The sequence below is a fragment of the Streptomyces sp. NPDC019443 genome, assembly GCF_044389785.1.
In the GTDB taxonomy this organism is placed as follows: domain Bacteria; phylum Actinomycetota; class Actinomycetes; order Streptomycetales; family Streptomycetaceae; genus Streptomyces.
Genome location: NZ_JBIRYJ010000005.1, coordinates 543570 through 565415, shown reverse-complemented (window position 1 = coordinate 565415; position 21846 = coordinate 543570). Strand labels below are relative to the sequence as shown.

At 71.7% G+C, this 21846-nt stretch carries 20 protein-coding genes and 1 riboswitch; of the genes, 9 read left to right on the top strand and 11 right to left on the bottom strand.

All coding sequences use genetic code 11. From position 1 onward, the window contains the following. Window positions 1-53 precede the first annotated feature (53 nt). Together ACH492_RS19935 and ACH492_RS19930 are read left to right on the top strand one after the other, a co-directional pair. Window positions 54-1841: a glycoside hydrolase family 15 protein gene (locus ACH492_RS19935; protein ID WP_398988264.1), complete on the top strand. Its 1788-nt coding sequence runs from the start codon at window positions 54-56 to the stop codon at window positions 1839-1841. Between the two features lie 4 nt (window positions 1842-1845). After that, window positions 1846-2601 (top strand): SDR family oxidoreductase, encoded by a 756-nt coding sequence (locus ACH492_RS19930; protein ID WP_398988262.1) that lies wholly within the window; start codon window positions 1846-1848, stop codon window positions 2599-2601. Between the two features lie 502 nt (window positions 2602-3103). On the opposite strand, the gene amaP is transcribed toward ACH492_RS19930, so the two are convergent. The 5 genes from amaP to ACH492_RS19905 are packed head-to-tail and all read right to left on the bottom strand — an operon-like array spanning window position 3104 to window position 5405. Beyond that, on the bottom strand, window positions 3104-3682 hold the full coding sequence (gene amaP / locus ACH492_RS19925) for an alkaline shock response membrane anchor protein AmaP (RefSeq protein ID WP_398988260.1): 579 nt from the start codon (window positions 3680-3682) through the stop codon (window positions 3104-3106). Window positions 3683-3688: 6 nt separating this feature from the next. Then, window positions 3689-4330, bottom strand: a complete 642-nt coding sequence (locus ACH492_RS19920; RefSeq protein WP_398988258.1) for a DUF6286 domain-containing protein — start codon at window positions 4328-4330, stop codon at window positions 3689-3691. Beyond that, on the bottom strand, window positions 4327-4698 hold the full coding sequence (locus ACH492_RS19915; RefSeq protein WP_398988256.1) for a hypothetical protein: 372 nt from the start codon (window positions 4696-4698) through the stop codon (window positions 4327-4329). Before ACH492_RS19915 ends, ACH492_RS19920 begins: the two co-directional genes overlap by 4 nt. Before the next feature lie 6 nt (window positions 4699-4704). Beyond that, window positions 4705-4896 carry a hypothetical protein gene (locus tag ACH492_RS19910; protein WP_307664283.1) on the bottom strand — a complete coding sequence of 64 codons (192 nt, stop codon included), beginning with the start codon at window positions 4894-4896 and terminating at the stop codon, window positions 4705-4707. Between the two features lie 11 nt (window positions 4897-4907). Continuing rightward, window positions 4908-5405: an Asp23/Gls24 family envelope stress response protein gene (locus ACH492_RS19905; protein ID WP_398988254.1), complete on the bottom strand. Its 498-nt coding sequence runs from the start codon at window positions 5403-5405 to the stop codon at window positions 4908-4910. A 136-nt stretch (window positions 5406-5541) separates the two neighbouring features. On the opposite strand from ACH492_RS19905, the gene ACH492_RS19900 reads away from it, so the two are divergent. Next, on the top strand, window positions 5542-6213 hold the full coding sequence (locus tag ACH492_RS19900; RefSeq protein WP_398988252.1) for a hypothetical protein: 672 nt from the start codon (window positions 5542-5544) through the stop codon (window positions 6211-6213). 36 nt (window positions 6214-6249) lie between these two features. Here the strand turns inward: ACH492_RS19900 and ACH492_RS19895 are convergent, their stop codons facing one another. From ACH492_RS19895 to ACH492_RS19885, 3 genes are all read right to left on the bottom strand, one after another. Next, window positions 6250-7041, bottom strand: a complete 792-nt coding sequence (locus tag ACH492_RS19895) for an enoyl-CoA hydratase/isomerase family protein (RefSeq protein WP_398988250.1) — start codon at window positions 7039-7041, stop codon at window positions 6250-6252. A gap of 127 nt (window positions 7042-7168) precedes the next feature. After that, complete coding sequence (locus tag ACH492_RS19890) at window positions 7169-7390, bottom strand: helix-turn-helix domain-containing protein (RefSeq protein WP_018518904.1); 222 nt, start codon at window positions 7388-7390, stop codon at window positions 7169-7171. A gap of 361 nt (window positions 7391-7751) precedes the next feature. Beyond that, window positions 7752-9350, bottom strand: a complete 1599-nt coding sequence (locus ACH492_RS19885; protein WP_398988248.1) for an ABC-F family ATP-binding cassette domain-containing protein — start codon at window positions 9348-9350, stop codon at window positions 7752-7754. Window positions 9351-9603: 253 nt separating this feature from the next. Between ACH492_RS19885 and ACH492_RS19880 the strand changes: the two genes are divergently transcribed. Further along, a complete protein-coding gene (locus ACH492_RS19880) occupies window positions 9604-10008 on the top strand; it encodes a VOC family protein (protein ID WP_398988246.1) in 405 nt (134 codons plus the stop codon). A gap of 109 nt (window positions 10009-10117) precedes the next feature. Here ACH492_RS19880 and ACH492_RS19875 read toward each other — a convergent pair whose 3' ends face one another. The 3 genes from ACH492_RS19875 to ACH492_RS19865 all read right to left on the bottom strand — a co-directional run bounded on the left by ACH492_RS19875 (window position 10118) and on the right by ACH492_RS19865 (window position 13471). Then, complete coding sequence (locus ACH492_RS19875; RefSeq protein ID WP_398988244.1) at window positions 10118-11503, bottom strand: hypothetical protein; 1386 nt, start codon at window positions 11501-11503, stop codon at window positions 10118-10120. A 122-nt stretch (window positions 11504-11625) separates the two neighbouring features. Beyond that, entirely contained in the window at window positions 11626-12750 is a 1125-nt protein-coding gene (locus ACH492_RS19870; RefSeq protein WP_398988242.1) for an alpha/beta hydrolase, read from the bottom strand. Between the two features lie 58 nt (window positions 12751-12808). Further along, a complete protein-coding gene (locus ACH492_RS19865) occupies window positions 12809-13471 on the bottom strand; it encodes a class II aldolase/adducin family protein (RefSeq protein WP_398988240.1) in 663 nt (220 codons plus the stop codon). A gap of 271 nt (window positions 13472-13742) precedes the next feature. Here ACH492_RS19865 and ACH492_RS19860 point away from each other — a divergent pair, with 271 nt between their 5' ends. From ACH492_RS19860 to cobN, 5 genes are all read left to right on the top strand, one after another. Then, window positions 13743-14996: an anion permease gene (locus ACH492_RS19860; protein ID WP_398988238.1), complete on the top strand. Its 1254-nt coding sequence runs from the start codon at window positions 13743-13745 to the stop codon at window positions 14994-14996. 12 nt (window positions 14997-15008) lie between these two features. After that, complete coding sequence (locus ACH492_RS19855) at window positions 15009-15233, top strand: hypothetical protein (protein ID WP_398988236.1); 225 nt, start codon at window positions 15009-15011, stop codon at window positions 15231-15233. A gap of 122 nt (window positions 15234-15355) precedes the next feature. Further along, window positions 15356-15500: riboswitch (cobalamin riboswitch) on the top strand. A 105-nt stretch (window positions 15501-15605) separates the two neighbouring features. Further along, on the top strand, window positions 15606-16571 hold the full coding sequence (locus ACH492_RS19850) for a cobalamin biosynthesis protein (protein WP_398988234.1): 966 nt from the start codon (window positions 15606-15608) through the stop codon (window positions 16569-16571). After that, on the top strand, window positions 16568-18106 hold the full coding sequence (locus ACH492_RS19845; protein ID WP_398988232.1) for a cobyric acid synthase: 1539 nt from the start codon (window positions 16568-16570) through the stop codon (window positions 18104-18106). Before ACH492_RS19850 ends, ACH492_RS19845 begins: the two co-directional genes overlap by 4 nt. Then, window positions 18103-21753: a cobaltochelatase subunit CobN gene (cobN, locus tag ACH492_RS19840; protein ID WP_398988230.1), complete on the top strand. Its 3651-nt coding sequence runs from the start codon at window positions 18103-18105 to the stop codon at window positions 21751-21753. The genes ACH492_RS19845 and cobN overlap by 4 nt, the downstream gene beginning before the upstream one ends. Window positions 21754-21846: the final 93 nt, after the last annotated feature.

Here is a 21846-nt window from a genome sequence, read left to right as displayed (position 1 = left end):
TGGCACGGGACACGGCTGCTTAACCCCCGCGCCCAGCGGGAACACGCGACAGCGTGACGTTACGCATTGAGGACTACGCCCTCATCGGCGATCTGCAGTCCGCCGCGCTGGTCGGCAAGGACGGCTCCATCGACTGGCTGTGCCTGCCCCGCTTCGACTCGGCGGCCTGCTTCGCCGCGCTGGTCGGCGACGAGGACAACGGCCACTGGCGGATCGCCCCGAAGGACGCGGGCCTTTGCACCAGCCGCCGTTACATCGGCGACTCGCTCGTCCTGGAGTCGGTGTGGGAGACGCGCACCGGCACGGTCAAGGTCATCGACTTCATGCCACAGCGCGACACGACCCCCGATGTCATGCGGATCGTGGAGGGCGTCAGCGGCACGGTCGATATGAGCGCCGTCCTGCGGATTCGCTTCGACCACGGCTCCATCGTGCCGTGGATGCGGCGCGCGGACGGCCACCGGGTGGCGGTCGCCGGCCCCGACTCCGTATGGCTGCGCAGCGAGCCGAACGTCAAGACGTGGGGTCAGCAGTTCAGCACCCGCTCGTCGTTCACGGTCGGCCCGGGCGAGAAGGTCGCGTTCGTCCTGACCTGGTATCCCTCGCACATGCCGCGGCCGGAGCTCATCGACCCCCACGAAGCGCTGGAGAACAGCCTGGCGGACTGGGCCGCGTGGTCCTCGGGCTGCGCGAGCGAGGGCCCGTACCGCGAGGCGATCATCCGCTCGCTGATCACCCTCAAGGCGCTCACCTACGCCCCGACCGGCGGGATCGTCGCCGCGCCCACCACCTCTCTGCCGGAAGAGCTCGGCGGCGTACGCAACTGGGACTACCGCTACTGCTGGCTGCGCGACTCCACTCTCACGCTCGGCGCACTGCTGACAGCCGGCTATCTGGACGAGGCGAAGGCCTGGCGTGACTGGCTGCTGCGCGCGGTCGCCGGCGACCCGGCGGACCTGCAGATCATGTACGGGGTGGCGGGCGAGCGCCGACTCCCCGAGACCGAGCTGCCGTGGCTGAGAGGCTACGCGGGCTCCGCGCCGGTCCGCGTCGGCAATCGTGCCGTGGAGCAGCTGCAGCTCGATGTGTACGGAGAGGTCATCGACTCCCTCTTTGTGGCCCGGGAGGCGGGTCTGGCTGCGGAGAAGCACGCCTGGAATCTGCAGCTCAGCCTGCTCGGCTTCCTGGAGTCCAAGTGGCGCGAGCCGGACGAGGGGCTGTGGGAAGTGCGGAGCCCCCGCCGTCACTTCGTGCACTCCAAAGTGATGGCGTGGGTGGCGGCGGACCGCGCCGTGCGCACCCTGGAGGCCAATCCCTCGATACGCGGCGAAGCGGACCGGTGGCGGGCGATGCGGGACGAGGTACACCAGGAGGTGTGCAAGAAGGGGTACGACCCGCAGCGGAACGCCTTCATGCAGTCCTACGGCTCCGACGAACTCGACGCGGCGGCGCTGCTCATTCCGCGGGTCGGATTTCTGCCGCCGGACGATCCGCGGGTGATCGGGACGGTGGACGCGGTACGGGACGAGCTGGGGGCCAACGGCGCTCTCGTACGCCGCTACAGCACCGAGGGCAAGGCGGTCGACGGGCTGCCCGGAGGTGAAGGAGCCTTTCTGGCCTGCTCGTTCTGGCTGGTGGACGCGCTGCGGATGACGGGGCGGGTGAAGGAGGCGCGGGAGCTCTTCGAGCGGCTGCTCCTCCTGCGCAACGATGTCGGGCTGCTCGCCGAGGAGTACGACCCGGTGGCCCGTTGCCAGCTCGGCAACTTCCCGCAGGCGTTCAGCCATATCGCGCTGGCGAACTCGGCCCTCGCGCTGTCCCGGGAGGAGGCGGCAGGATAGGGCCATGGATCTTGGACTGAAGGACCGCGTCTACGTCGTCACGGGTGCGTCGCGGGGGCTGGGAAATGCCGGTGCGCGGGCGCTGGTCGCGGACGGCGCGAAGGTCGTCATCACCGGGCGCGACGCGAAGTCCGTCGCGGACGCCGCCGCCGAGCTCGGCCCGAACGCGATGGGCATCGCCTCGGACAATGGCGACCCGGCGGGGGCGGAGCGCCTTGTCGCCGCGGCGCGGGCGCACTTCGGCCGCTTCGACGGCATTCTGATCAGCGTGGGTGGCCCGCCGCCGGGGTTTGCCGCGGACAACACGGACGAGCAGTGGCGCTCCGCGTTCGAGACGGTGTTCCTCGGCGCCGTACGGCTGGCCCGCACGGCGGCCGCGGCGCTCGGCGAGGGCGGTGTCATCGGCTTCGTCCTGTCCGGCTCGGTCCATGAGCCGATCCCGGGCCTGACGATCTCCAACGGCCTGCGCCCGGGCCTGGCCGGCTTCGCGAAGTCCCTCTCGGACGAGCTGGGCCCGCAGGGCATCCGGGTCGTGGGCCTGCTCCCCTCCCGCATCGACACGGACCGCGTGCGCGAACTCGACGCGCTCTCGGGCGACGCGGACGCGGCCCGCACGGCGAACGAGTCCCGCATCCCGCTGCGGCGCTACGGAACGCCGGAGGAGTTCGGCAACGCGGCGGCGTTCCTGCTGTCGCCGGCGGCGTCGTACTTGACCGGCGTGATGGTCCCGGTGGACGGCGGCGCGCGACACGGCTTCTGAGGCGGCGCGGGGGGCGGGTTCGCCGCCGGGTCCGGGGGGCCGGGGTGGTGCGCCGACCTCTCACCGCCGAGTGCGGGGTGCGGTGGGCGAAGCCCCCGCGCTGCGCGCGGGGCGTGCGGTAGGCCGATCTCTCACCGCCGGGCGCGGCACGGTGGACGGAGCCCCCGCGCTGCGCGCAGGGCGTGCGTACCACCCACCCACCCGCCCGATCACTCCGGTCCGCGAGTGCGGGCAGGGGCGCTGACCTCCCACATCCCGGGCGCGGCCCGGTGGGCGAAGCCCCTCGCTCCCCGAATACTCCCGCCCGCGAATGCGGGCAGGGCCGGTAGGCCGACCACTCACCGCCGTGGCGCGGCCCGGCGCCCCCCGCCCCCCGCGCGGGGGTGCGTCCCACTCCGCGCGTCCCCTCTGCGCGAAGCTGCCGCTCGGCCCGAGGGGTGTGGGGGTGTCACGCAACCCCCACCCCTCACCCCAGGGGTCCGGGGCGGAGCCCCGCGCCCCCTCAACTCACCCGCTGCGCCCGGTGCTTCGCCGCCCGCAGGCGGACCTCCGCCGGCAGCACCGCCAGGCCCGCCGAGTCTCGCGCGTGCCCCACCGCCTCCTCGGTGAGACGCGTCAGCGTCTCACCGGGCGACGCGTACGGCTCAAGGAGCAGACTCACCCGTGCCTCGGGCGCGCTGCGGCGGCCCGTCAGCGTCACATGCACGCGGGACACACCGTCCAGGGATTCCGCCTCGCTCTCCAGCACGCCCTCCAGCGCTCGGCCCCGCAGCAGCGCGCCCTCGCCGTCACCGCTGTCGACGAGGATCTCCGCCAGCCGGGGGCGCCGGAGTTGGGCGATCAGCCACCACAGCGCCAGGAGCACCACCACCGCGAGCCCCGCGATGACCGCGGGCCACCACCAGCCCTCGTCGCGCCAGCGGTCGCGGTCCGCCTCGCTCAGCAGCACATCGCTCTGCCCTTCCCACGGCCACCAGGACGGCACCGGCCACCCCGCACCCGCGGCGAGCACCGCGCCGCCCACGCACAGCAGCACCAGCCCGGCGAGGCCGAGCAGTACGCGATTGATCACCCGAAGCATCCGGCCTCACCCCTTCTTCGCCGGCGGCCGGCTGACGTGCACGGTCAGGGCGGGCGGCCTGGCGAGGCCGAGTTCCTTAATGCCTGCGCCCAGCGCTGCGTCCAGGTCCGCGCGTACGTCGTCGAGTTCGCGGAAGTGGGACAGCGCCCGCGCCGAGACCTTCGTACGCCCCATCCGTACGCGCGCGGACTGCACCCCGGCCACCTCCATCGCCCGGTCCCGCAGCACCAGCGCCGCGGCCTCCCGGTCGAGTCCCGCTCGTACGGACGCGATGTCGCGGCGCATCGGCAGCAGCGCACGCAGTCCGGGCGTAACGGCGATGACGATCAGGCAGACGCCGACCACCATCGCGGCCACCGCGGCCCCCAGCACCCCCAGCTCGTCCACCTGCCACGTCGCGAGGTCGCTCGCGAGAGCCTTGCGCCACTGCATGGCGGGGCGGTCGGCCCGTACCGCCGCGATGTCGTACAGCAGCAGCCCCGCGCCGCCGAGTACCACCAGGGCCAGCAGCCCGGCAGGCACCCGGCGCGCGGACCAGAAGCGTCCGGCCTTGCCGCCGTCGCCGTCACCCGACGCCGCAGGCGGCTCGTACGCCGCGGCCGACGCCGACTGGTCCAGATCGAGTACGGGCCGTACGGGCTCGCTCATCGGATCCTCCCCTGTGCCGCCCTGCGCGAGTGCACCGAGTGCAGCCGTTCGACCTGCACGGCCACCTCGGGCACATCCATCCCCGCCAACGCCTTTACCCGCTCGGCGACTCGGTGACGCACGGCACCGCACTGACCGCCGATGTCGGAGGGGTAGTCCAGCTCCAGGCTGACCCGCACCCGGGCGGCGTCATGGTGCACCGTGACCGTGGCACGGGGCGGCACGCCGCCCTCCGGCACGTGGTCGAGCGCCTCCCGCGCCGCCTGCGCGGCGATCTTCGCCACCACCCGGTCGGCGATCGCGGTGGCCCCACGCTCGGCGGCTGCGACGCTCCCCCTGTCTCTGGTGGGGGTACCCCCCGCGGCCACGGCGTGTCACCGCCGCCGGTCGCCGCGATCGCGACCGTGGAAGAAGTCGCCGAGTTCGATGTCGCCGTCGAGGATCCGGCCCGCCACAAAGCCGACCGCCCCCAATGCGGCGACCAGCAGAAAGGCACCGAATCCGCCGAAGTATCCGGCGAAGGCGAGCGCCATGCCGGCCAACATGCCGACCACCGCCATGCTCATCGTGGGCTCCTCTACTGGAGACGCGGCTCCGCCTCGTCCTCTTCCTCATCGGGCAGCTTCACATCGCTGACCGCGATATTGACCTCGACGACCTCGAGTCCTGTCATACGTTCCACCGCGGAGATGACGTTCTCGCGGACGGCGCGGGCGACATCGGCGATGGAGACGCCGTAGTCGATGACGATCTCCAGGTCGAGGGCCGTCTGCACCTCGCCGACCTCGGCCTTCACCCCGCGGGTGGCAGTGGACTTGCTGCTGCCGGGAACCCGGTCGCGGACCGCGCCGAAGGTGCGGGAGAGGCCGCTGCCCATCGCGTGGACGCCGAGCACATCGCGGGCGGCGAGCCCGGCGATCTTCTCGACCACCCCGTCGGCGATGGTGGTACGCCCACGCGACGCGGGATCGCCGCCCCCGCGCTTGGTCACTGAGGTCCTCCGGGGCGCCTCGCCCGAGCCGGACGGCTCGCCGCCAGGGTTCTCGGGACGGTTTCGCTGAGCGGTGTCGGTCATGGCCGTGCGTCCTTTCCGGGCGGTGGGGGACTCCCTTTCCGGGCGGTGGGGCCCCCTTTGTGGGGGTGGGGGACTCCGCTGCCCACATTAAGTGCCCTTGCCCGGTCTTGCGCCGTAGATGCGGCAGGCTGGAGCAATGACCACTGCTGATGCGGTAAGGCGACGGCTGGGGCTCGGCAGGCTGCTTCCGCTGGGCGGAGCGGCGGACGGGGCCTGGCTGGCCGAGCGGGCGGCCGAGGCGGTGCTGAGGCGTGCGGCGGCCGAGGTGCCGGGGGTCGCTCCCGGCCGGCTCAGGCTGGCGCTGGTGGATCCCGGCGCGGCGACTGCTCCCGCCGTGCCTGCCCCGCCGAGCGCGCTGCCGCCGGGGCCGCTGCGGATTGAGGCGGATTTCGCGGCCGTGGCGCGGGACCCACTGCCCGTCACCGCGTCCGCGCTGCGCACCGCGCTGTTCACGGCCGCGGCGCAGCTGCTGGACCTGGAGGTCGTGGAGGTGGATCTACGGGCGACGGAGCTGCTGGACGCCGCCCCGGAAACCCTCGCCCCCACTCCCCCAACCGAGGTACGGGCCGCCGCCCCCACGGAACCGGCGGGCACGGCGGCGTCCCGGGTCCCGGGAGTCGCGCATCTGACGGCCACCCTGGGCACGGCGGTGCATCTCGCGCCCGACCATGTGCGCGTCGAGGTGGCGACGGCGAGCGGCCACCGCCCGCTGGAGGTGGTCCGGGCGGTCCGCGAGGCGGTGACTACGGCGCTCGCGGACGGCCGCCCGGTGGCTGTACTGGTCAGCTCGGTCTCGGTATCGGTCTGAAGGGCGAAACGGAGGGAGCCGGCCAGACGGCAGGGATCAGTCTCCGATGCCCGCGAGGTCGCGCAGCCGACGCGCCTGCGCCGCCCGCTCCGCGGTGCGCTGCTCCTCGTACGAACGCCGGCTCACACCCTGCAGCAGCGCCTTCGTCTCGATGACCGCGTCCCGCGGCGCCGCGAGCAGGGCGCCCGCCAAGTCCCGGACCGCACTGTCGAGTTCGTCTGCGGGCACGACGAGGTTGGCGAGGCCGGTGCGTTCGGCCTCCTCGGCGTGCACGAAGCGGCCCGTCGCGCAGATCTCCAGCGCGCGGGCGTAGCCGACGAGCGACACCAGCGGGTGCGTGCCGGTGAGGTCGGGGACGAGCCCGAGGCTGGTCTCGCGCATGGCGAACTGCACGTCCTGCGCAACGACCCGGAGGTCGCAGGCGAGGGCGAGCTGGAATCCGGCACCGATCGCATGACCCTGGACGGCCGCGATCGTGACGATGTCACTGCGGCGCCAACAGGTGAAGGCTTCCTGGTACTCGGCGATGACCGCATCGAGCTCCTCGTTGGAGCCGCGTGCGAGGTCGAGGAAGGACGGCTCGCCGTCGAAGCCCTCGGGCGTGAACGCCTGCCGGTCGAGACCGGCGGAGAAGGACTTGCCCTCACCGCGCAGCACCACGACCCGCACATTGCCCGGCAGCGACCGACCCGCCTGCGCCAACGCCCGCCACAGAGCGGGAGATTGGGCGTTGCGCTTGTCCGGGTTGGTCAGGGTTACCGTGGCAACCGCGTCCTCGACGGTGAGCCGTACGCCGTCCTTGTCGAGCACAGAGTCGAGCGAAGTCATGGGGCGCCTCCGGTTCGGGTGCAGTCAGTACAGACCAAAATAAGTGACTGCACAGTAACCACCCGGCCGACCGAGCGACCGGCCGGGTGGCCACCGTGAAAACCGGTGGACCGAAGGAGCCCGGCCGTCAGGCCGTAGCGGCCTTCTTGCCTCGCGTCGCTCCGCCGCGTCCCCGCAGCGTGACTCCGGACTCGCTGAGCATCCGGTGGACGAATCCGTAGGAGCGGCCGGTCTCTTCGGCCAACGCCCGGATGCTCGCACCGGAGTCGTACTTCTTCTTCAGGTCTGCCGCGAGCTTGTCGCGCGCGGCGCCGGTAACCCGGCTGCCCTTCTTCAGAGTCTCGGCCACCCGTGCCTCCTCATGGGAAGTGCGCTCTGGACTCTCATGATCACCCCTTGAGGGCTTCCTGGCCACCCATTCGGCAAGGTCCGTGCGACAAGCTTTGCCATGAACCAGTCGGCCGCCACGACCGGAATTTCCCATTCCGGGCGCCCGTGCGCGCACGTCCGAGCGGGTTCCCGCCAGAAGTAGCAGGTCAGCGACGCGCCGGGGAGACAGGCACGGCATGACACCGGACGGAGAGGATCCGCTCGCCGCCACGCCGTGGTACGAGACGCACTCACTCAGATGATGGATCACCCGTAGGCCGAATGATCCATACGGAGTGGATCAGCGCAGAACCGGACCGGAAAGTCCGGAACGAGCCGGGTCAGGCGAGCGCCACCAGGTCCGCGTAGTCCGCGCCCCACAGGTCCTCGACCCCGTCCGGCAGCAGGATGATGCGCTCCGGCTCGAGCGCCTCGACCGCTCCCTCGTCGTGCGTGACGAGGATGACCGCGCCCTTGTAGGTGCGCAGCGCGCCGAGGATCTCCTCGCGGCTGGCAGGGTCGAGGTTGTTGGTCGGCTCGTCGAGAAGCAGGACATTCGCGGACGAGACGACCAGCGTGGCCAGGGCGAGGCGGGTCTTCTCACCGCCGGAGAGGACCCCGGCCGGCTTGTCGACGTCGTCGCCGGAGAACAGGAACGAGCCGAGCGTCTTGCGCACCTGAACGAGATCGAGGTCGGGCGCGGAGGAGCGCATGTTCTCCAGGACCGTGCGGTCCGGGTCGAGGGTCTCGTGCTCCTGGGCGTAGTAGCCGAGCTTGAGGCCGTGGCCCGGGGTGACCGCCCCGGTGTCCGGTGTCTCCACTCCGGCCAGCAGCCGCAGCAGGGTCGTCTTGCCCGCTCCGTTCAGGCCGAGGATGACGACTCGGGAGCCCTTGTCGATGGCGAGGTCCACGTCGGTGAAAATCTCGAGTGAGCCGTACGACTTGGACAGGCCCTCCGCGGTCAGCGGGGTCTTCCCGCAGGGCGCGGGCTCCGGGAAGCGCAGCTTGGCGACCTTGTCGGAGGCCCGGACCTCTTCGAGACCGGCGAGCAGCCGCTCGGCCCGCTTGGCCATGTTCTGCGCGGCCACGGTCTTGGTGGCCTTGGCCCGCATCTTGTCGGCCTGCGAGTTGAGGGCGGCGGCCTTCTTCTCGGCGTTCTGCCGCTCGCGCTTGCGTCGCTTCTCGTCGGCCTCGCGCTGCTGCTGGTAGAGCTTCCAGCCCATGTTGTAGATGTCGATCGTGGAGCGGTTGGCGTCGAGGTAGAAGACCTTGTTGACGACCGTCTCGACGAGGTCGACGTCGTGGGAGATGACGATGAAGCCGCCGCGGTAGGTCCTGAGGTAGTCGCGCAGCCAGACGATCGAGTCGGCGTCGAGGTGGTTGGTCGGCTCGTCGAGGAGCAGGGTGTCGGCGTCCGAGAAGAGGATGCGGGCGAGCTCGACGCGGCGGCGCTGACCGCCGGAGAGCGTATGCAGCGGCTGGCCGAGTACCCGGTCGGGCAGGCCGAGCGCGGCGGCGATGGTGGCGGCCTCGGCCTCGGCGGCGTAACCGCCCTTGGTGAGGAACTCCGTCTCCAGGCGCTCGTACTTCTTCATCGCCTTCTCGCGGGTGGCGCCCTTGCCGTTCGCCATCCGGTCCTCGTTCTCGCGCATCTTCTTCAGTACGGAGTCGAGGTCGCGGGCGGAAAGGATCCGGTCGCTGGCGAGTATGTCGAGGTCGCCGGTGCGCGGGTCCTGCGGGAGGTAGCCGACCTCGCCGGATCGGGTGATGGTGCCGGCGGCGGGGATGCCTTCGCCCGCAAGGCATTTGGTGAGGGTGGTCTTGCCCGCTCCATTGCGGCCTACCAGCCCGATGCGGTCGCCTTTGGCGATACGGAAGGAAGCGGACTCGATGAGGACGCGGGCGCCGGCGCGCAGCTCGACGCCGGAAGTGGTGATCACGGAAAGACTCCAGAGCGGTATGGACGGCGGAAGGGACGGGCGTAGGAGCTTCGACGCCGTCTAATGCGCAAGGAGAATTGCCATACCGGCCAGTCTAGCCGGGCCGTGCAAGTTGTTTTGCGCCGCCTTCCCGGCTGCATTCGGGCTCGGCCCCGGCGTGGCCCGGCGCAACGCCTTCCGCTGAGTGTCAGTGGCGGCTGCGAGACTGAGACGCAGATCACATACCACCGTCGAGCATGAAGGAGTGATCGAGATGTCGGAGTCCCCAAGCATCTGTCCGACGCTGCTGTACGCGGACGCGAAGGCTGCGATCAAACAACTCGCCGAGGCCTTCGGCTTCGCCGAGCACGCGGTGTACGAGGACGAGGTGGGCGCGGTCGTCCACGCCGAGCTGACTTTCGGCAACGGCATGGTGATGCTGGGCAGCAAGGGCACCGGCAGCGAGTTCGACAAGCTGATGAAGGGCGCCGGTCCGGTGGGGGTGTTCGTTCATGTCGACGATGTGGACGCACACCACGGCAGGGCGGTGGAGCGCGGGGCGGACATCGTGATGCCGCCGACCGACCAGGACTACGGTGCGCGCGAATACATGGCGCGTGACATCGAGGGCAATGTGTGGAGCTTCGGCACGTACACACCAGGGGCGCAGGGGTCTTAGCCTCCCTCGCGCCCGGCGCGTTGTCCTCAATCCCCGGACGGGCTTGATTTCAAGCCCGTCCGGGGATTGAGGAAAAGCCGGCTCACCGTCCGCGGGACCAGTCGCCGGACTAGGCGTCTCCGGTGTGCACCTGGAACGCCGCCCTGCGTACGGCCTTGGCCAGAGCCGGGTCCGGGTGCGCGGCCGCCAGGGCGACCAGGACCTGGACGGTGCGGGGGTGGCCCCCGGCACGGACCTCTTCGAGCAGCGCCGGGACCGTGCCCTGCACCGCGGAGTCGAGATGACGCAGCAGCAGCTGGGGCTCCCCGTGGTCGGCGACGGCCGCCGCCGTGTCCACCCAGAGCCAGGTCGCCTCCTCGCGGGTGAGGACGTCCGCGGCGTCCTCGGGGTCCGCGCCTTCGTACTCGGCGAGCCACAGCAGGACGTAGGGGCGCAGCGAGGACTCGTCGGCGGCGGCGCGGACCTCGGCCTCCGCGGGGGCGCCGACGACGCGCAGCGCCTCGAAGGCGAGCCCGCGCAGCAGGGCGTCCTCGCCGCGGGCGACGGCGAGGAGTTCGGTGACGGCGCTGGAGACGGTGCGGGCGGCGAGCCAGGCGCGGTACTCGGCGCGGGCCGGGCCCGGGGTGAGGCGGGCGCAGCCGCGCAGCATGTCCTCGGCGGACTGCTCGATGTTGCCCGCGGGGCTCTGGGCGGCGACGCAGATCTGCTCGAGCTTGACCCAGACCGCCCAGTTGCCGAGGGGGGTGAGGGTGGCGGACCGGCCCTTGTCGAGAGTCAGCGCGCCGACGGCGGACAGTCCCTGAAGGGCCCAGTCGAGAAGCGCGGAGACAGGGATGTCCTGCCCGGCCTCCGGCAGGTCGGACTGCGGACCGTACGGCACTTCGCAGCGCTCCTCGCGCAGTTCCGCGACGCGCTGCTGCAACAGGTCCAGCAGGAGCGGTACGAGCACGGGCCCGGCCGAGAGCTGAAGGAGGGAGAGCACCTGGGGCACGGCCTCGACTACCTCGGCGACCGCGGTGGGGGCGACGTCGTCGGGGGCGGGGTGGACCAGCGACCAGGCGTCGAAGAGGGCGACCCAGCCGCGCAGTACGGCCATGTCGTCGCGGTCCCAGGCGCGCAGCCGCCAGCCGGGGCGTGCGGTGTCGCCGTGCAGCTCGACCAGGCCGGCGAGGCGGGCCCGGTCCCAGCCTGCCCGCACCTGGAGCGGGGTCAACTCCAGTGCGGTGGCTGCCCGTTGCTGTGCCCGCTCGGTGAGCTGGGTGGTGCTGGGGTCCCGCTCGACGGCCGCCCAGCGGGCGATCCGTACGGCGTCGGCGAGGACCGCCCTCGCCTGGCGGGCCAGTTCCGAGGGAGCGGGAGTGCCCTCGGGAGGCCGGGGGGCCGGCCGGGTACGCCGGGTCGTCACCGCCCGCCGTGCGGTGGCCAGCGATTGCGGGCGGACAAGACGGAGTCTGGAGTTGCGCGCCAATTGCTCATCAGGCTTTCGGGACGTCACGAGGAGCAGTCTTCCCGCTGACGGCCCGAAAGCCCAAACGGAACCTGGTCGGCCGAGCTGTGCGGCCGTCTCGCCGGGGCTGCGCCGGACGGCGTCAGGACCTCGTCAGGACCTCGTCAGGGCTACATCAAGGGAGTGAGGAAGCGGCGGAGGGCTTCTTCGTAGCGTGCCGGGTCGGCGTTCCACATGGCGGCGTGCGGGGCGTGCTGGACCGTGTGCAGGCTGATCAGTTCGGGGCGGCGGGTGGCCAGTTCACGCGACCGCTGCCAGGGGGCGAGCGTGTCGTCCGGGCCGTGGAAGATCAGCGTCGGCACGCGCAGGGACTTCGGGTCCGAGACGTTGAGCAGCCGGTCGCCGTGCAGTCCGGTCCTGCCCTGCGCCGCCCTGACGGCCAGCGGCAACAGGGCCGCGGGGGTCCGGCGGGCGGCCAGATTGCGCAGGGTGGCCTCCCAGTCGAGTACCGGGGAGTCCAGGACGAGCCCGCTGATCCGGTCGCGCAGCGCGGAGTTGGCGGCGGCGTGCAGGGCCATCGACGCGCCGGTGGACCAGCCGTGCAGGACGATGTGCTCGGCGCCGTGGCGCACCGCGAAGCGGATGGCCGCGTCCAGGTCGCGCCACTCGGAGTCGCCGAGGTGGCCGAGCCCGTCGGGGGGTCTGGGGGCGCCCTGGTCCCCTCGGTAGGCGATGTCGAGGACGGGGAACCGCTGGGCATGCAGGAACGGCAGGAGATTCAGCGGGTGCTCCCGGGTCGCGCCCAGGCCGTGCACGGTGATCACCCACGTCTCCCGCGGGCCCGGCACGAACCAGGCGGGCAGCGTGCCGAGTTCGCCGGGGATGCCGACATCGCGGTGGGCGAGGCCGAGCGCGCTCGACGGGTCGCCACTGTGCACCTGCGGGGTGAGCCGCACCCGGCTGCCGGGCTGCAGGCTGCCGCGGCTGACCCGCTCCAGGCGGCGTACGACGGTGTCGACGGGGTGCGACACCCCGTCGAGCACGGGGCCGACGACCGCGTGGACGTCCTCGCTGTGGAGTGCGTACGTGCCGGGGCGCTGTGTGGCGAGGCTGCGGGTCAGGGTCACCTGGCCGTCGGCCGTGGCGTGCACGGTGGGCCGGGGCTCGCCGGGCAGCGGCCGCCCTGGCTGCGCTTTGAGCGCGGCATCGCTTGCGTAGCGGCCGACCGCGATCGCGGCCGCGCCGAGACCTATCAGGGTGGTGACGGCCGCTGCCGTCGCTGTAGCCGGGCGCACCGTTCCAGTGTCGGCATCAGCACGCCTCGCTGCCAGTGGGCGGCGATCGCAGATGGTGTCAGCGGGGCTGGCCGTACCTCTGGAGCTTCTCCGCGGCCTCGCGCAGCTGGGAGCCGGAGAGCAGGCTGGGCGTGTGCCCGGGCAGCGATGCCGCGGCCAGCCAGAGGCGGCACATCCACTCCAGCTGGGCGGTGCGGTCGTATGCCTGGTCGAGGGAGTCGCCGTAGGCGACGGTGCCGTGGTTCTGCAGGAGGCAGGCGGTGCGCTCGCGCAGGGCGTGGAGCATGTTCGCGGCCAGTTCGTCGGTTCCGTACAGGGCGTACCGCGCGACACGGACGGTGCCGCCGAGGGCCGCGGCCATGTAGTGGATGGGCGGGAGCTCGGGGACGAGAGTGGAGACGGCGGTGGCGTGGACGGCGTGGGTGTGGACCACGGCGCCGGCGTTCGTGTTGCGGTAGACCTCCAGGTGGAGCGGGAGCTCGCTGGTGGGGGCGAGCTCTCCGAGGAGCTGGTTGCCGTCGAGATCGACGGCGAGGGCGTCCTCGGGGGTGAGCCGGTCGTAGGGGACTCCGCTCGGGGTGACCAGGACGAGCTCGCCGACCCGTGCCGAGACATTGCCCGATGTGCCCACCACCAGGCCTTCCGCCGCCGTCCTGCGGGCCGTGGCCACGAGGTCTTCCCATGCCCGCTCGATCGCGTCCTGCCGCACCTCATCGGTCATGCGGCGATCCTGTCAGGCGGTGCCGCGGCGGCGCAGGGGCAGGCGGGTGACGGAGATCACACAAAGCGCCGCAAAGGGCCGTTTTTCGCTTCGGCGCGGCGTCGATGCCGCACCCTCCCCGCGCCGTCACCGGGCCGACCCGGAGCCGTCCGACAGGTGGAGTCACGAATCCTCACTTCAGGACACCGCAACGCCCGTCTCAGTTCATCTCCCGTTCATCCAGGTTAACTACGTTCACCGGGCCACTGACGTCAAACGATTGCCTGGGTAAATGGAACACATCACCTTGCTGCTCGCGATTGTGATCGTGACAGCGCTCGTGTTCGATTTCACGAACGGTTTCCACGACACCGCCAACGCGATGGCGACGACCATCTCGACCGGCGCTCTGAAACCCAAGACGGCGGTGGCCATGTCCGCCGTGCTCAACCTCGTCGGCGCGTTCCTGTCCGTGGAGGTCGCCAAGACGATCTCCAGCGGCATCGTCACCGAGGACGGCATCACACCAGAGGTCATATTCGCGGCGCTCGTCGGCGCCATCCTGTGGAACCTGATGACCTGGCTGATCGGCCTGCCCTCCAGCTCATCGCACGCCCTCATGGGCGGACTGATCGGCGCCACCATCGCCTCGGTCGGCGTCGGCGGAGTCAACGGCGGCACCGTCGTCACCAAGGTGCTGATCCCCGCGATCGCCGCCCCGCTGGTCGCCGGCATCGCGGCGTTCCTGGCCTCCCGGCTGACGTACAGGATCGGCAGGAACGCCGACGCGAAGGCCACCGCGAAGGGCTACCGCGCCGGCCAGATCACCTCGGCGGGCCTCGTCTCCCTGGCCCACGGCACCAACGACGCGCAGAAGACCATGGGCATCATCACGCTGGCGCTCGTTGCCGGCGGCGTGCTCTCCCCCGGCTCCAACCCTCCGATGTGGGTCATCCTCTCCGCCGGTCTCGCGATCGCGCTGGGCACGTACCTCGGCGGCTGGCGCATCATCCGCACCATGGGCAAGGGCCTGACCGACCTCCAGCCGCAGCAGGGCTTCGCCGCCCAGACCAGCGCGGCCAGCGTCATCCTCGCCTCCTCGAACCTCGGCTTCTCGCTGTCGACCACGCACTCCTGCTCCGGCGCCGTGATGGGCGCGGGTCTCGGCCGCAAGGGCGGCGTGGTCCGCTGGTCCACCGCCACCCGGATGTTCGTCGCCTGGGGCCTGACCCTGCCGGCCGCCGGTCTGGTCGCCGCGGGCTCGGAGTTCGTGACCAAGCAGGGCGACTGGGGTGTCGCGGCCGTCGCGGCCTTCCTGATCGGCGCCTGCGTCGCCATCTGGTTCGTCTCCCGCCGCCAGGTGATCGACCACACCAATGTCAACGACGTGGCCGGCGACGCCGAGCCCGCCGGTGTTGTGACCGCCGCCATCGCGGCCGTCAGCCCGCCGCCGGCCGGAACGCCCGCGCAGGACCTCAAGACGACCATCCCGGCTCAGCCCCACGCGGCCGACTCCGAGCCGACGACGCAGCCGGCCACGGTGTAAGGACAGATCAGCATGAAAATCGACTGGGCAGCACTCGGTTCCGTCTTCGGCGTGAGCCTCGTCGCCACCGTCGCCCTGGTGGGTCTGTTCACCCTGGGCGTCGTGGGCCTGACCAAGCAGGAGTCTGCGGCCGCAGGGGGCGGGGGCTCCGCGGTCCTGGCGCGCACGGGCGCGTACGCCTGCTTCGCGCTCTGCGCGGCGGCCGTGACGTACGGGATCTATCTGATCGTCGTCTGACGGCGGCTCACTCAGCACAAGGCCGGGCCGGGCACCCCTTCGGGTGACCGGCCCGGCCTTTTTCCGTGCCGTCGATGTGGGGCTCGGCACACTGTCCCACTGCAGGTCAAGGGCGAGTTGACGGGCGTTCTCGCACGTGGTGGACTGCCGAGGCCATCTACGGCGGCAGAAGAGGAAGCCGGTGCAAATCCGGCGCGGTCCCGCCACTGTTACCGGGGGGAGCACTCCCCCGGAAGCCAGGAACTCTCACCGCCGATCACGTCGAACCAGGGCGCGGACACCCTGAGTGAGGACATATCGCCATGCGCGGCTGCGGTTCAGTTCCTGCTGTGGGTACGAAGGCCATTCCAGGCGAGACGTCGGCCTGAACCCATGCGTGCCGACCGCACTTTCGCCTACGGCGCCACTGCCGGCCTGGTCGGCGACCTGCTGCTCGGCGACCCTCGCCGGGGGCATCCGGTCGCCGCGTTCGGACGGGCGGCGGGCGCCGTCGAGCGCGTTCTGTGGCGCGACCACCGTGGCTGGGGCGCGCTGCACACCGCCGTGTGCGCCGGGGGCGCCGCGGCTGCCGCCGCGCTCCTCGCCCGCGGGGTCCAGGGCCGCTCCGCCTCCTCCGTCGCGCTGACCGCCGCCGCCACCTGGGCCGTCGTCGGCGGCACATCGCTGGGCCGTGAGGCGCGGGCAGTCGGAGGCGCGCTGGCCGCCGGGGACGTGGAGGTGGCCCGGGAGCGGCTGCCGCATCTGTGCGGGCGAGACCCGCAGAGCCTGGACGAGCAGCAGATCGCCCGCGCCGTCGTGGAATCCGTTGCCGAGAACACCTCTGACGCGGTGGTGGGCGCGCTGGTCTGGGGAGCTCTCGCGGGTGTGCCGGGTCTGGTGGGTTTCCGGGCGGTCAACACGCTGGACGCGATGGTCGGCCACAAGTCGCCCAGATACGGGCGGTTCGGCTGGGCCTCGGCGCGCCTCGACGACGTGGCCGGATGGCCGGGCGCCCGGCTCACCGCGGGTCTGGCGGTGCTCGCCGGCCAGGACCCGCGCGGAGCCGTACGGGCATGGCGGGACGACGCGAAGAAGCATCCGAGTCCGAACGCGGGCCCGGTGGAGGCGGCGTTCGCGGGGGCGCTCGGCGTACGGCTGGGCGGAACCCTCTCGTACGGCGGACGCGTCGAGCACCGTCCCGTACTCAACGGCACCGGCCGCCCGGTGCAGTTCGGCGACATCGAACGTGCCGTGCGGCTCTCGCGCCGCGTCGGCTGGCTGACACTGGCGGCGTGCGCTGCGGGCCGCGTGGCGGGGCACGCGCTGCGCGTGCGGCGCGCCGGAAAGGGGCGGGGATGAGCAGACGGAAGGCCGGGGGGCTGCTGGTCGCCGGGACCACCTCCGATGCGGGCAAGAGCGTCGTCACGGCCGGGATCTGCCGGTGGCTCGTCCGGCAGGGAGTGAAGGTCGCGCCCTTCAAGGGGCAGAACATGTCGCTCAATTCGTTCGTGACGCGCGAGGGCGCGGAGATCGGGCGGGCGCAGGCCATGCAGGCGCAGGCCGCGCGCGTGGAGCCGAGCGCCCTGATGAACCCGGTGCTGCTCAAGCCGGGCAGCGACCGCTCCAGCCAGGTCGTGCTGATGGGCAAACCGGTGGGCGAGCTGAGTGCCCGCGGCTACCACGGCGGGCGGCAGGAAGCCCTGCTGAGTACGGTCGTGGAGTGCCTGGAAGAGCTGCGGGGCACGTATGAAGCCGTGATCTGCGAGGGCGCGGGCAGTCCGGCCGAGATCAATCTGCGGCGTACGGACATCGTGAACATGGGCATCGCACGGGCCGCACGGCTCCCGGTGCTGGTCGTCGGAGACATCGACCGCGGTGGCGTCTTCGCCTCCTTCTTCGGTACGACGGCGCTGCTCAGCGGGGAGGACCAGGCGCTGGTCGCGGGGTACTTGGTCAATAAGTTCCGGGGCGATGTGTCGCTGCTCGAGCCGGGCCTGGAGATGCTGCACGGGCTGACCGGACGGCACACCTACGGAGTGCTGCCCTTCGCGCACGGCCTCGGCATCGACGAGGAGGACGGGCTGCGCGTTTCCCTGCGCGGCGCGGTACGGGAGTCGGTGGTCGCGCCGCCCGTCGGCGAGGACGTGCTACGCGTCGCCGTGTGCGCCGTACCGCTGATGTCGAACTTCACGGACGTGGACGCGCTGGCCGCCGAACCTGGCGTCGTCGTGCGGTTCGTGGACCGGGCCGAGGAGCTCGTCGACGCCGACCTGGTGGTCGTGCCGGGCACGCGTGGGACTGTGCGCGCCCTGGAGTGGCTGCGCGAGCGGGGGCTCGCGGACGTCCTGAAGCGGCGGGCCGCCGAGGGCAGGCCCGTACTGGGCATCTGCGGCGGGTTCCAGCTGCTCGGTGAGCACATCGACGACGAGGTCGAGTCACGTGCGGGCCGTGTCCCAGGCCTCGGCCTGCTGCCCGTACGCGTCCGGTTCGCCGTCGAAAAGACGCTGGCCAGGCCCGTCGGTCAGGCGCTCGGCGAAGCCGTAGAGGGTTACGAGATCCACCACGGCGTCGCGGAAGTACTCGGGGGCAAAGCCTTCTTGGACGGCTGCCGGGTCGGCTCCGTGTGGGGCACGCACTGGCACGGGTCGCTGGAGGGCGACGGCTTCCGGCGCGCCTTCCTGCGCGAGGTGGCCGCAGCCGCGGGACGGCGCTTCGTGCCCGCGCCCGACACCAGTTTCGGCGCGCTGCGCGAGGAGCAGCTGGACCGACTCGGCGATCTGATCGAGGAACACGCGGACACGGATGCGCTGCTGCGGCTCATCGAGTCGGGCGCACCGTCAGGACTTCCCTTCATTCCACCCGGAGCACCCGGAACACTTGGAGCGCCCGTATGAGCACCGTGCTGTTGCTGTCCACCGCCGACACGGATCTGCTGGCGGCCCGGGCCTCCGGCGCGCCGTACCGGATCGGCAACCCGACCCGTATCGATGTGGAGGAGGAGCTGCCCGCACTCGTCGCGGGCGCGTCCGTCGCGGTCGTACGGCTGCTCGGCGGCAAGCGGGCCTGGGAGGACGGGCTCGCCGCGCTGCGCGCGTCCGGCGTCCCGACCGTGCTGCTGGGCGGAGAGGCGGTCCCCGACGCGGAGTTGATGGCCGAATCGTCCGTGCCCGCCGGTGTGGTCGCCGAGGCGCTGCGCTATCTCGTCGAGGGCGGCCCCGGCAACCTGGTGGAGCTGGCCCGGTTCCTCTCCGACACCGTGCTGCTGACCGGCCAGGGCTTCGCGGAGCCGCAGAAGATGCCCGAGTGGGGCGTGCACGGCACGCGCGCGTACATCGAGGGGCGGCCGAGTGTCGGCGTGCTCTTCTACCGGGCCCACCAGCTCTCCGGGAACACCGCCTTCGTCGACACCCTCTGCGACCGGATCGAGGCGCGGGGGGCCAACGCCCTGCCCGTGTACTGCGGTTCACTGCGCGGCGCCGACCCCCAGCTGTACGAGCTGCTCGGCAAGACCGACGCTCTGGTCGCCACCGTGCTGGCCGCCGGCGGCACGCGCGCCAGTGACGCGAGCGCCGGCGGGGACGAAGAGGCCTGGGACATCGGGGCGCTCGCCGAGCTGAACGTGCCCGTCCTCCAAGGGCTTTGCCTGACCTCGTCGCGGGCCGTCTGGGAGGCGTCGGACGCGGCGCTGTCCCCGATGGACGCGGCGATGCAGGTGGCGATCCCCGAGTTCGACGGGCGGCTGATCACGGTCCCGTTCTCGTTCAAGGAGCAGGGTCCCGACGATGTGCCGGTGTACGTCGCCGACCCCGAGCGGGCCGGGCGCGTCGCCGGAATCGCCGTACGCCACGCGAAGTTGAAGCACAAGCCGAACGCGGAGAAAAAGCTCGCGCTCGTCTTCACCGCCTATCCGACGAAGCACTCGCGGGTGGGCAATGCGGTCGGCCTCGACACGCCCGCCTCCGCGGTGCGGGTCCTGGACGCCCTGCGCGACGCCGGATACGCCGTCGAAGGGCATCCGGACAACGGCGACGAGCTCATTCACCGGCTCATCAACGCCGGCGGCCACGATGTGGAGTGGCTGACCGAGGAACAGCTGGCAGCCGCCCCCGCGCGCGTGCCGCTCGCCGACTACCGCGCCTGGTTCGACAAGCTCGACCCGGAGCTGCGCGACAGCATGCTGGAGCACTGGGGCGAGCCGCCGGGCTCGCTCTACGTCGACGGCGACGAGATCGTCCTCGCCTCCCTCCAGTTCGGGAATGTCGTCGTGATGATCCAGCCGCCGCGCGGCTTCGGCGAGAACCCGATCGCGATCTACCACGACCCCGACATGCCGCCCTCGCACCACTACCTGGCGGCGTACCGGTGGCTCGACCATTCCTTCGGCGCCGATGCGGTCGTCCACATGGGCAAGCACGGCACGATGGAGTGGCTGCCCGGCAAGGGCCTCGGCCTGTCGGCGGGCTGCGGTCCGGACGCGGTGCTCGGCGAACTGCCGCTCGTCTACCCGTTCATCGTCAACGACCCCGGCGAGGGCACCCAGGCCAAGCGCCGCGGCCACGCCACGGTCGTGGACCATCTGGTGCCGCCGATGGCGCGCGCGGACACCTACGGCGACCTGGCAAAGCTGGAGCAGCTGCTCGACGAGTACGCGCTCGTCAGCGATCTCGATCCGACCAAGGGCCCGGCCGTACGGGCGCAGATCTGGACGCTCGTGAAGGCAGCCGAGCTCCACCACGACCTGCATGTCGACGAGCAGCCGGACGACGGCGACTTCGACGAGTTCGTCATGCACATCGACGGCTACCTCTGCGAGATCAAGGATGTCCAGATCAGGGACGGCCTGCACGTCCTGGGCGGCGGGCCGGAGGCGGAGGCCCGGGTCAATCTCGTACTGGCGGTGCTGCGCGCGTCCCAGGTGTGGGGCGGCCAGGCGAACGCCCTGCCGGGGCTGCGGGCGGCTCTCGCCGAGCACTTCGGCCTCGAGGAGAAGGCGCTGCTCGCCGAGCCTGGCGCGGCGGTGAAGGTGCCGGTGGAGCTGACCTCGCTGGTCGAGGGGCCCGCGCGGACGGGTGCCGACGCGATCGATCTGCTGGAGCAGCTGTGCCGCCGCCTCGCGGAGGGGATGGAGCAGCGGGGCTGGGACGTCTCGGCCGCGGCCGCGCTGGTACGGGATGTGCTCGGCGTCGAACTCCCGGACGCGGTGGCCGTGTTGGGGTTCGCCTGCGAGGAGGTCGTGCCACGGCTCGCCCGTACGACCGACGAGATCGACAACATCCTGCGGGCGCTGGACGGCGGCTATGTGCCCGCCGGTCCTTCCGGGTCGCCGACCCGCGGGCTGGTCAACGTCCTGCCGACCGGCCGCAACTTCTACTCCGTCGATCCGAAGGCGATCCCGTCCCGGCTGTCGTGGGAGGTCGGCCAGGCGCTCGCCGACTCGCTGGTGGAGCGGTATCTGGCGGACACGGGCGCGTACCCGAAGTCGGTGGGACTGACGGTGTGGGGCACGTCGGCGATGCGCACACAGGGCGACGACATCGCCGAGATCCTGGCGCTGCTGGGCTGCCGGCCGGTCTGGGACGACGCGTCGCGGCGGGTGACGGGCTTCGAGATCGTGCCCGCGCAGGAGCTGGGACGGCCGCGCATCGATGTGACGGTGCGGATCTCGGGCTTCTTCCGGGACGCCTTCCCGCATGTGGTGGGGCTCATCGACGACGCCGTACGGGCGGTGGCGGAGCTGGACGAACCGGCCGAGGCCAACTACGTACGGGCGCACGCGGACGAGGACACGGCCGCGCACGGCGACCGGCGGCGGGCCACGGCGCGGATCTTCGGCTCGAAGCCGGGAGCGTACGGAGCCGGGCTGCTGCCGTTGATCGACGCCCGCAACTGGCGCTCGGACGCCGACCTCGCCGAGGTGTACGCGGTGTGGGGCGGCTATGCGTACGGGCGGGGGCTCGAAGGGCGGGCGGCGCGCGGGGACATGGAGACGGCGTTCCGGCGGATCGCGGTCGCCGCGAAGAACGTCGACACGCGGGAGCACGATCTGGTCGACGCGGACGACTACTTCCAGTACCACGGCGGGATGGTCGCCATGGTGCGGCATCTGACGGGTGAGTCGCCCGAGGCGTATGTGGGTGACTCCGCGGTGCCGGACCAGGTGAAGACGCGCACGCTGGGCGAGGAGACGCACCGGGTGTTCCGGGCGCGGGTGGTCAATCCGCGGTGGATGGCGGCGATGCGGCGGCACGGGTACAAGGGCGCGTTCGAGATGGCCGCGACGGTGGACTACCTGTTCGGGTACGACGCGACGGCGGGTGTCGTCGACGACTGGATGTACGAGAAGTTGTCGGCGGAGTACGTCTTCGACCCGGAGAACCGGGAGTTCATGCAGAAGTCCAACCCCTGGGCACTGCGGGGGATTACGGAGCGGCTGCTGGAGGCGGCGGAGCGGGGGCTGTGGGCGGAGCCGGACGGGGAGACGCTGGAGCGGCTTCGGCAGACGTACCTGGAGCTCGAGGGCGACTTGGAGGGGGACGCGTGAGGGTTGCGCCCGCGGCGGGCTTCAAGAACTGGGGCTCCGCCCCGGGCCCCACGCCTCAAACGCCGGCGAGGCTTGACTCGGGGCTCCGCCCCG

Excerpts from the sequence above, each read along its gene's own strand:
- ACH492_RS19930 (WP_398988262.1), top strand. The coding sequence starts at position 1,846 with ATGGATCTTGGACTGAAGGACCGCGTCTACGTCGTCACGGGTGCGTCG.
- amaP (WP_398988260.1), bottom strand. The coding sequence starts at position 3,682 with ATGCTTCGGGTGATCAATCGCGTACTGCTCGGCCTCGCCGGGCTGGTG.
- ACH492_RS19920 (WP_398988258.1), bottom strand. The coding sequence starts at position 4,330 with ATGAGCGAGCCCGTACGGCCCGTACTCGATCTGGACCAGTCGGCGTCG.
- ACH492_RS19910 (WP_307664283.1), bottom strand. The coding sequence starts at position 4,896 with ATGAGCATGGCGGTGGTCGGCATGTTGGCCGGCATGGCGCTCGCCTTC.
- ACH492_RS19905 (WP_398988254.1), bottom strand. The coding sequence starts at position 5,405 with ATGACCGACACCGCTCAGCGAAACCGTCCCGAGAACCCTGGCGGCGAG.
- ACH492_RS19900 (WP_398988252.1), top strand. The coding sequence starts at position 5,542 with ATGACCACTGCTGATGCGGTAAGGCGACGGCTGGGGCTCGGCAGGCTG.
- ACH492_RS19895 (WP_398988250.1), bottom strand. The coding sequence starts at position 7,041 with ATGACTTCGCTCGACTCTGTGCTCGACAAGGACGGCGTACGGCTCACC.
- ACH492_RS19880 (WP_398988246.1), top strand. The coding sequence starts at position 9,604 with ATGTCGGAGTCCCCAAGCATCTGTCCGACGCTGCTGTACGCGGACGCG.
- ACH492_RS19865 (WP_398988240.1), bottom strand. The coding sequence starts at position 13,471 with ATGACCGATGAGGTGCGGCAGGACGCGATCGAGCGGGCATGGGAAGAC.
- ACH492_RS19860 (WP_398988238.1), top strand. The coding sequence starts at position 13,743 with ATGGAACACATCACCTTGCTGCTCGCGATTGTGATCGTGACAGCGCTC.
- ACH492_RS19855 (WP_398988236.1), top strand. The coding sequence starts at position 15,009 with ATGAAAATCGACTGGGCAGCACTCGGTTCCGTCTTCGGCGTGAGCCTC.
- ACH492_RS19850 (WP_398988234.1), top strand. The coding sequence starts at position 15,606 with ATGCGTGCCGACCGCACTTTCGCCTACGGCGCCACTGCCGGCCTGGTC.
- ACH492_RS19845 (WP_398988232.1), top strand. The coding sequence starts at position 16,568 with ATGAGCAGACGGAAGGCCGGGGGGCTGCTGGTCGCCGGGACCACCTCC.
- cobN (WP_398988230.1), top strand. The coding sequence starts at position 18,103 with ATGAGCACCGTGCTGTTGCTGTCCACCGCCGACACGGATCTGCTGGCG.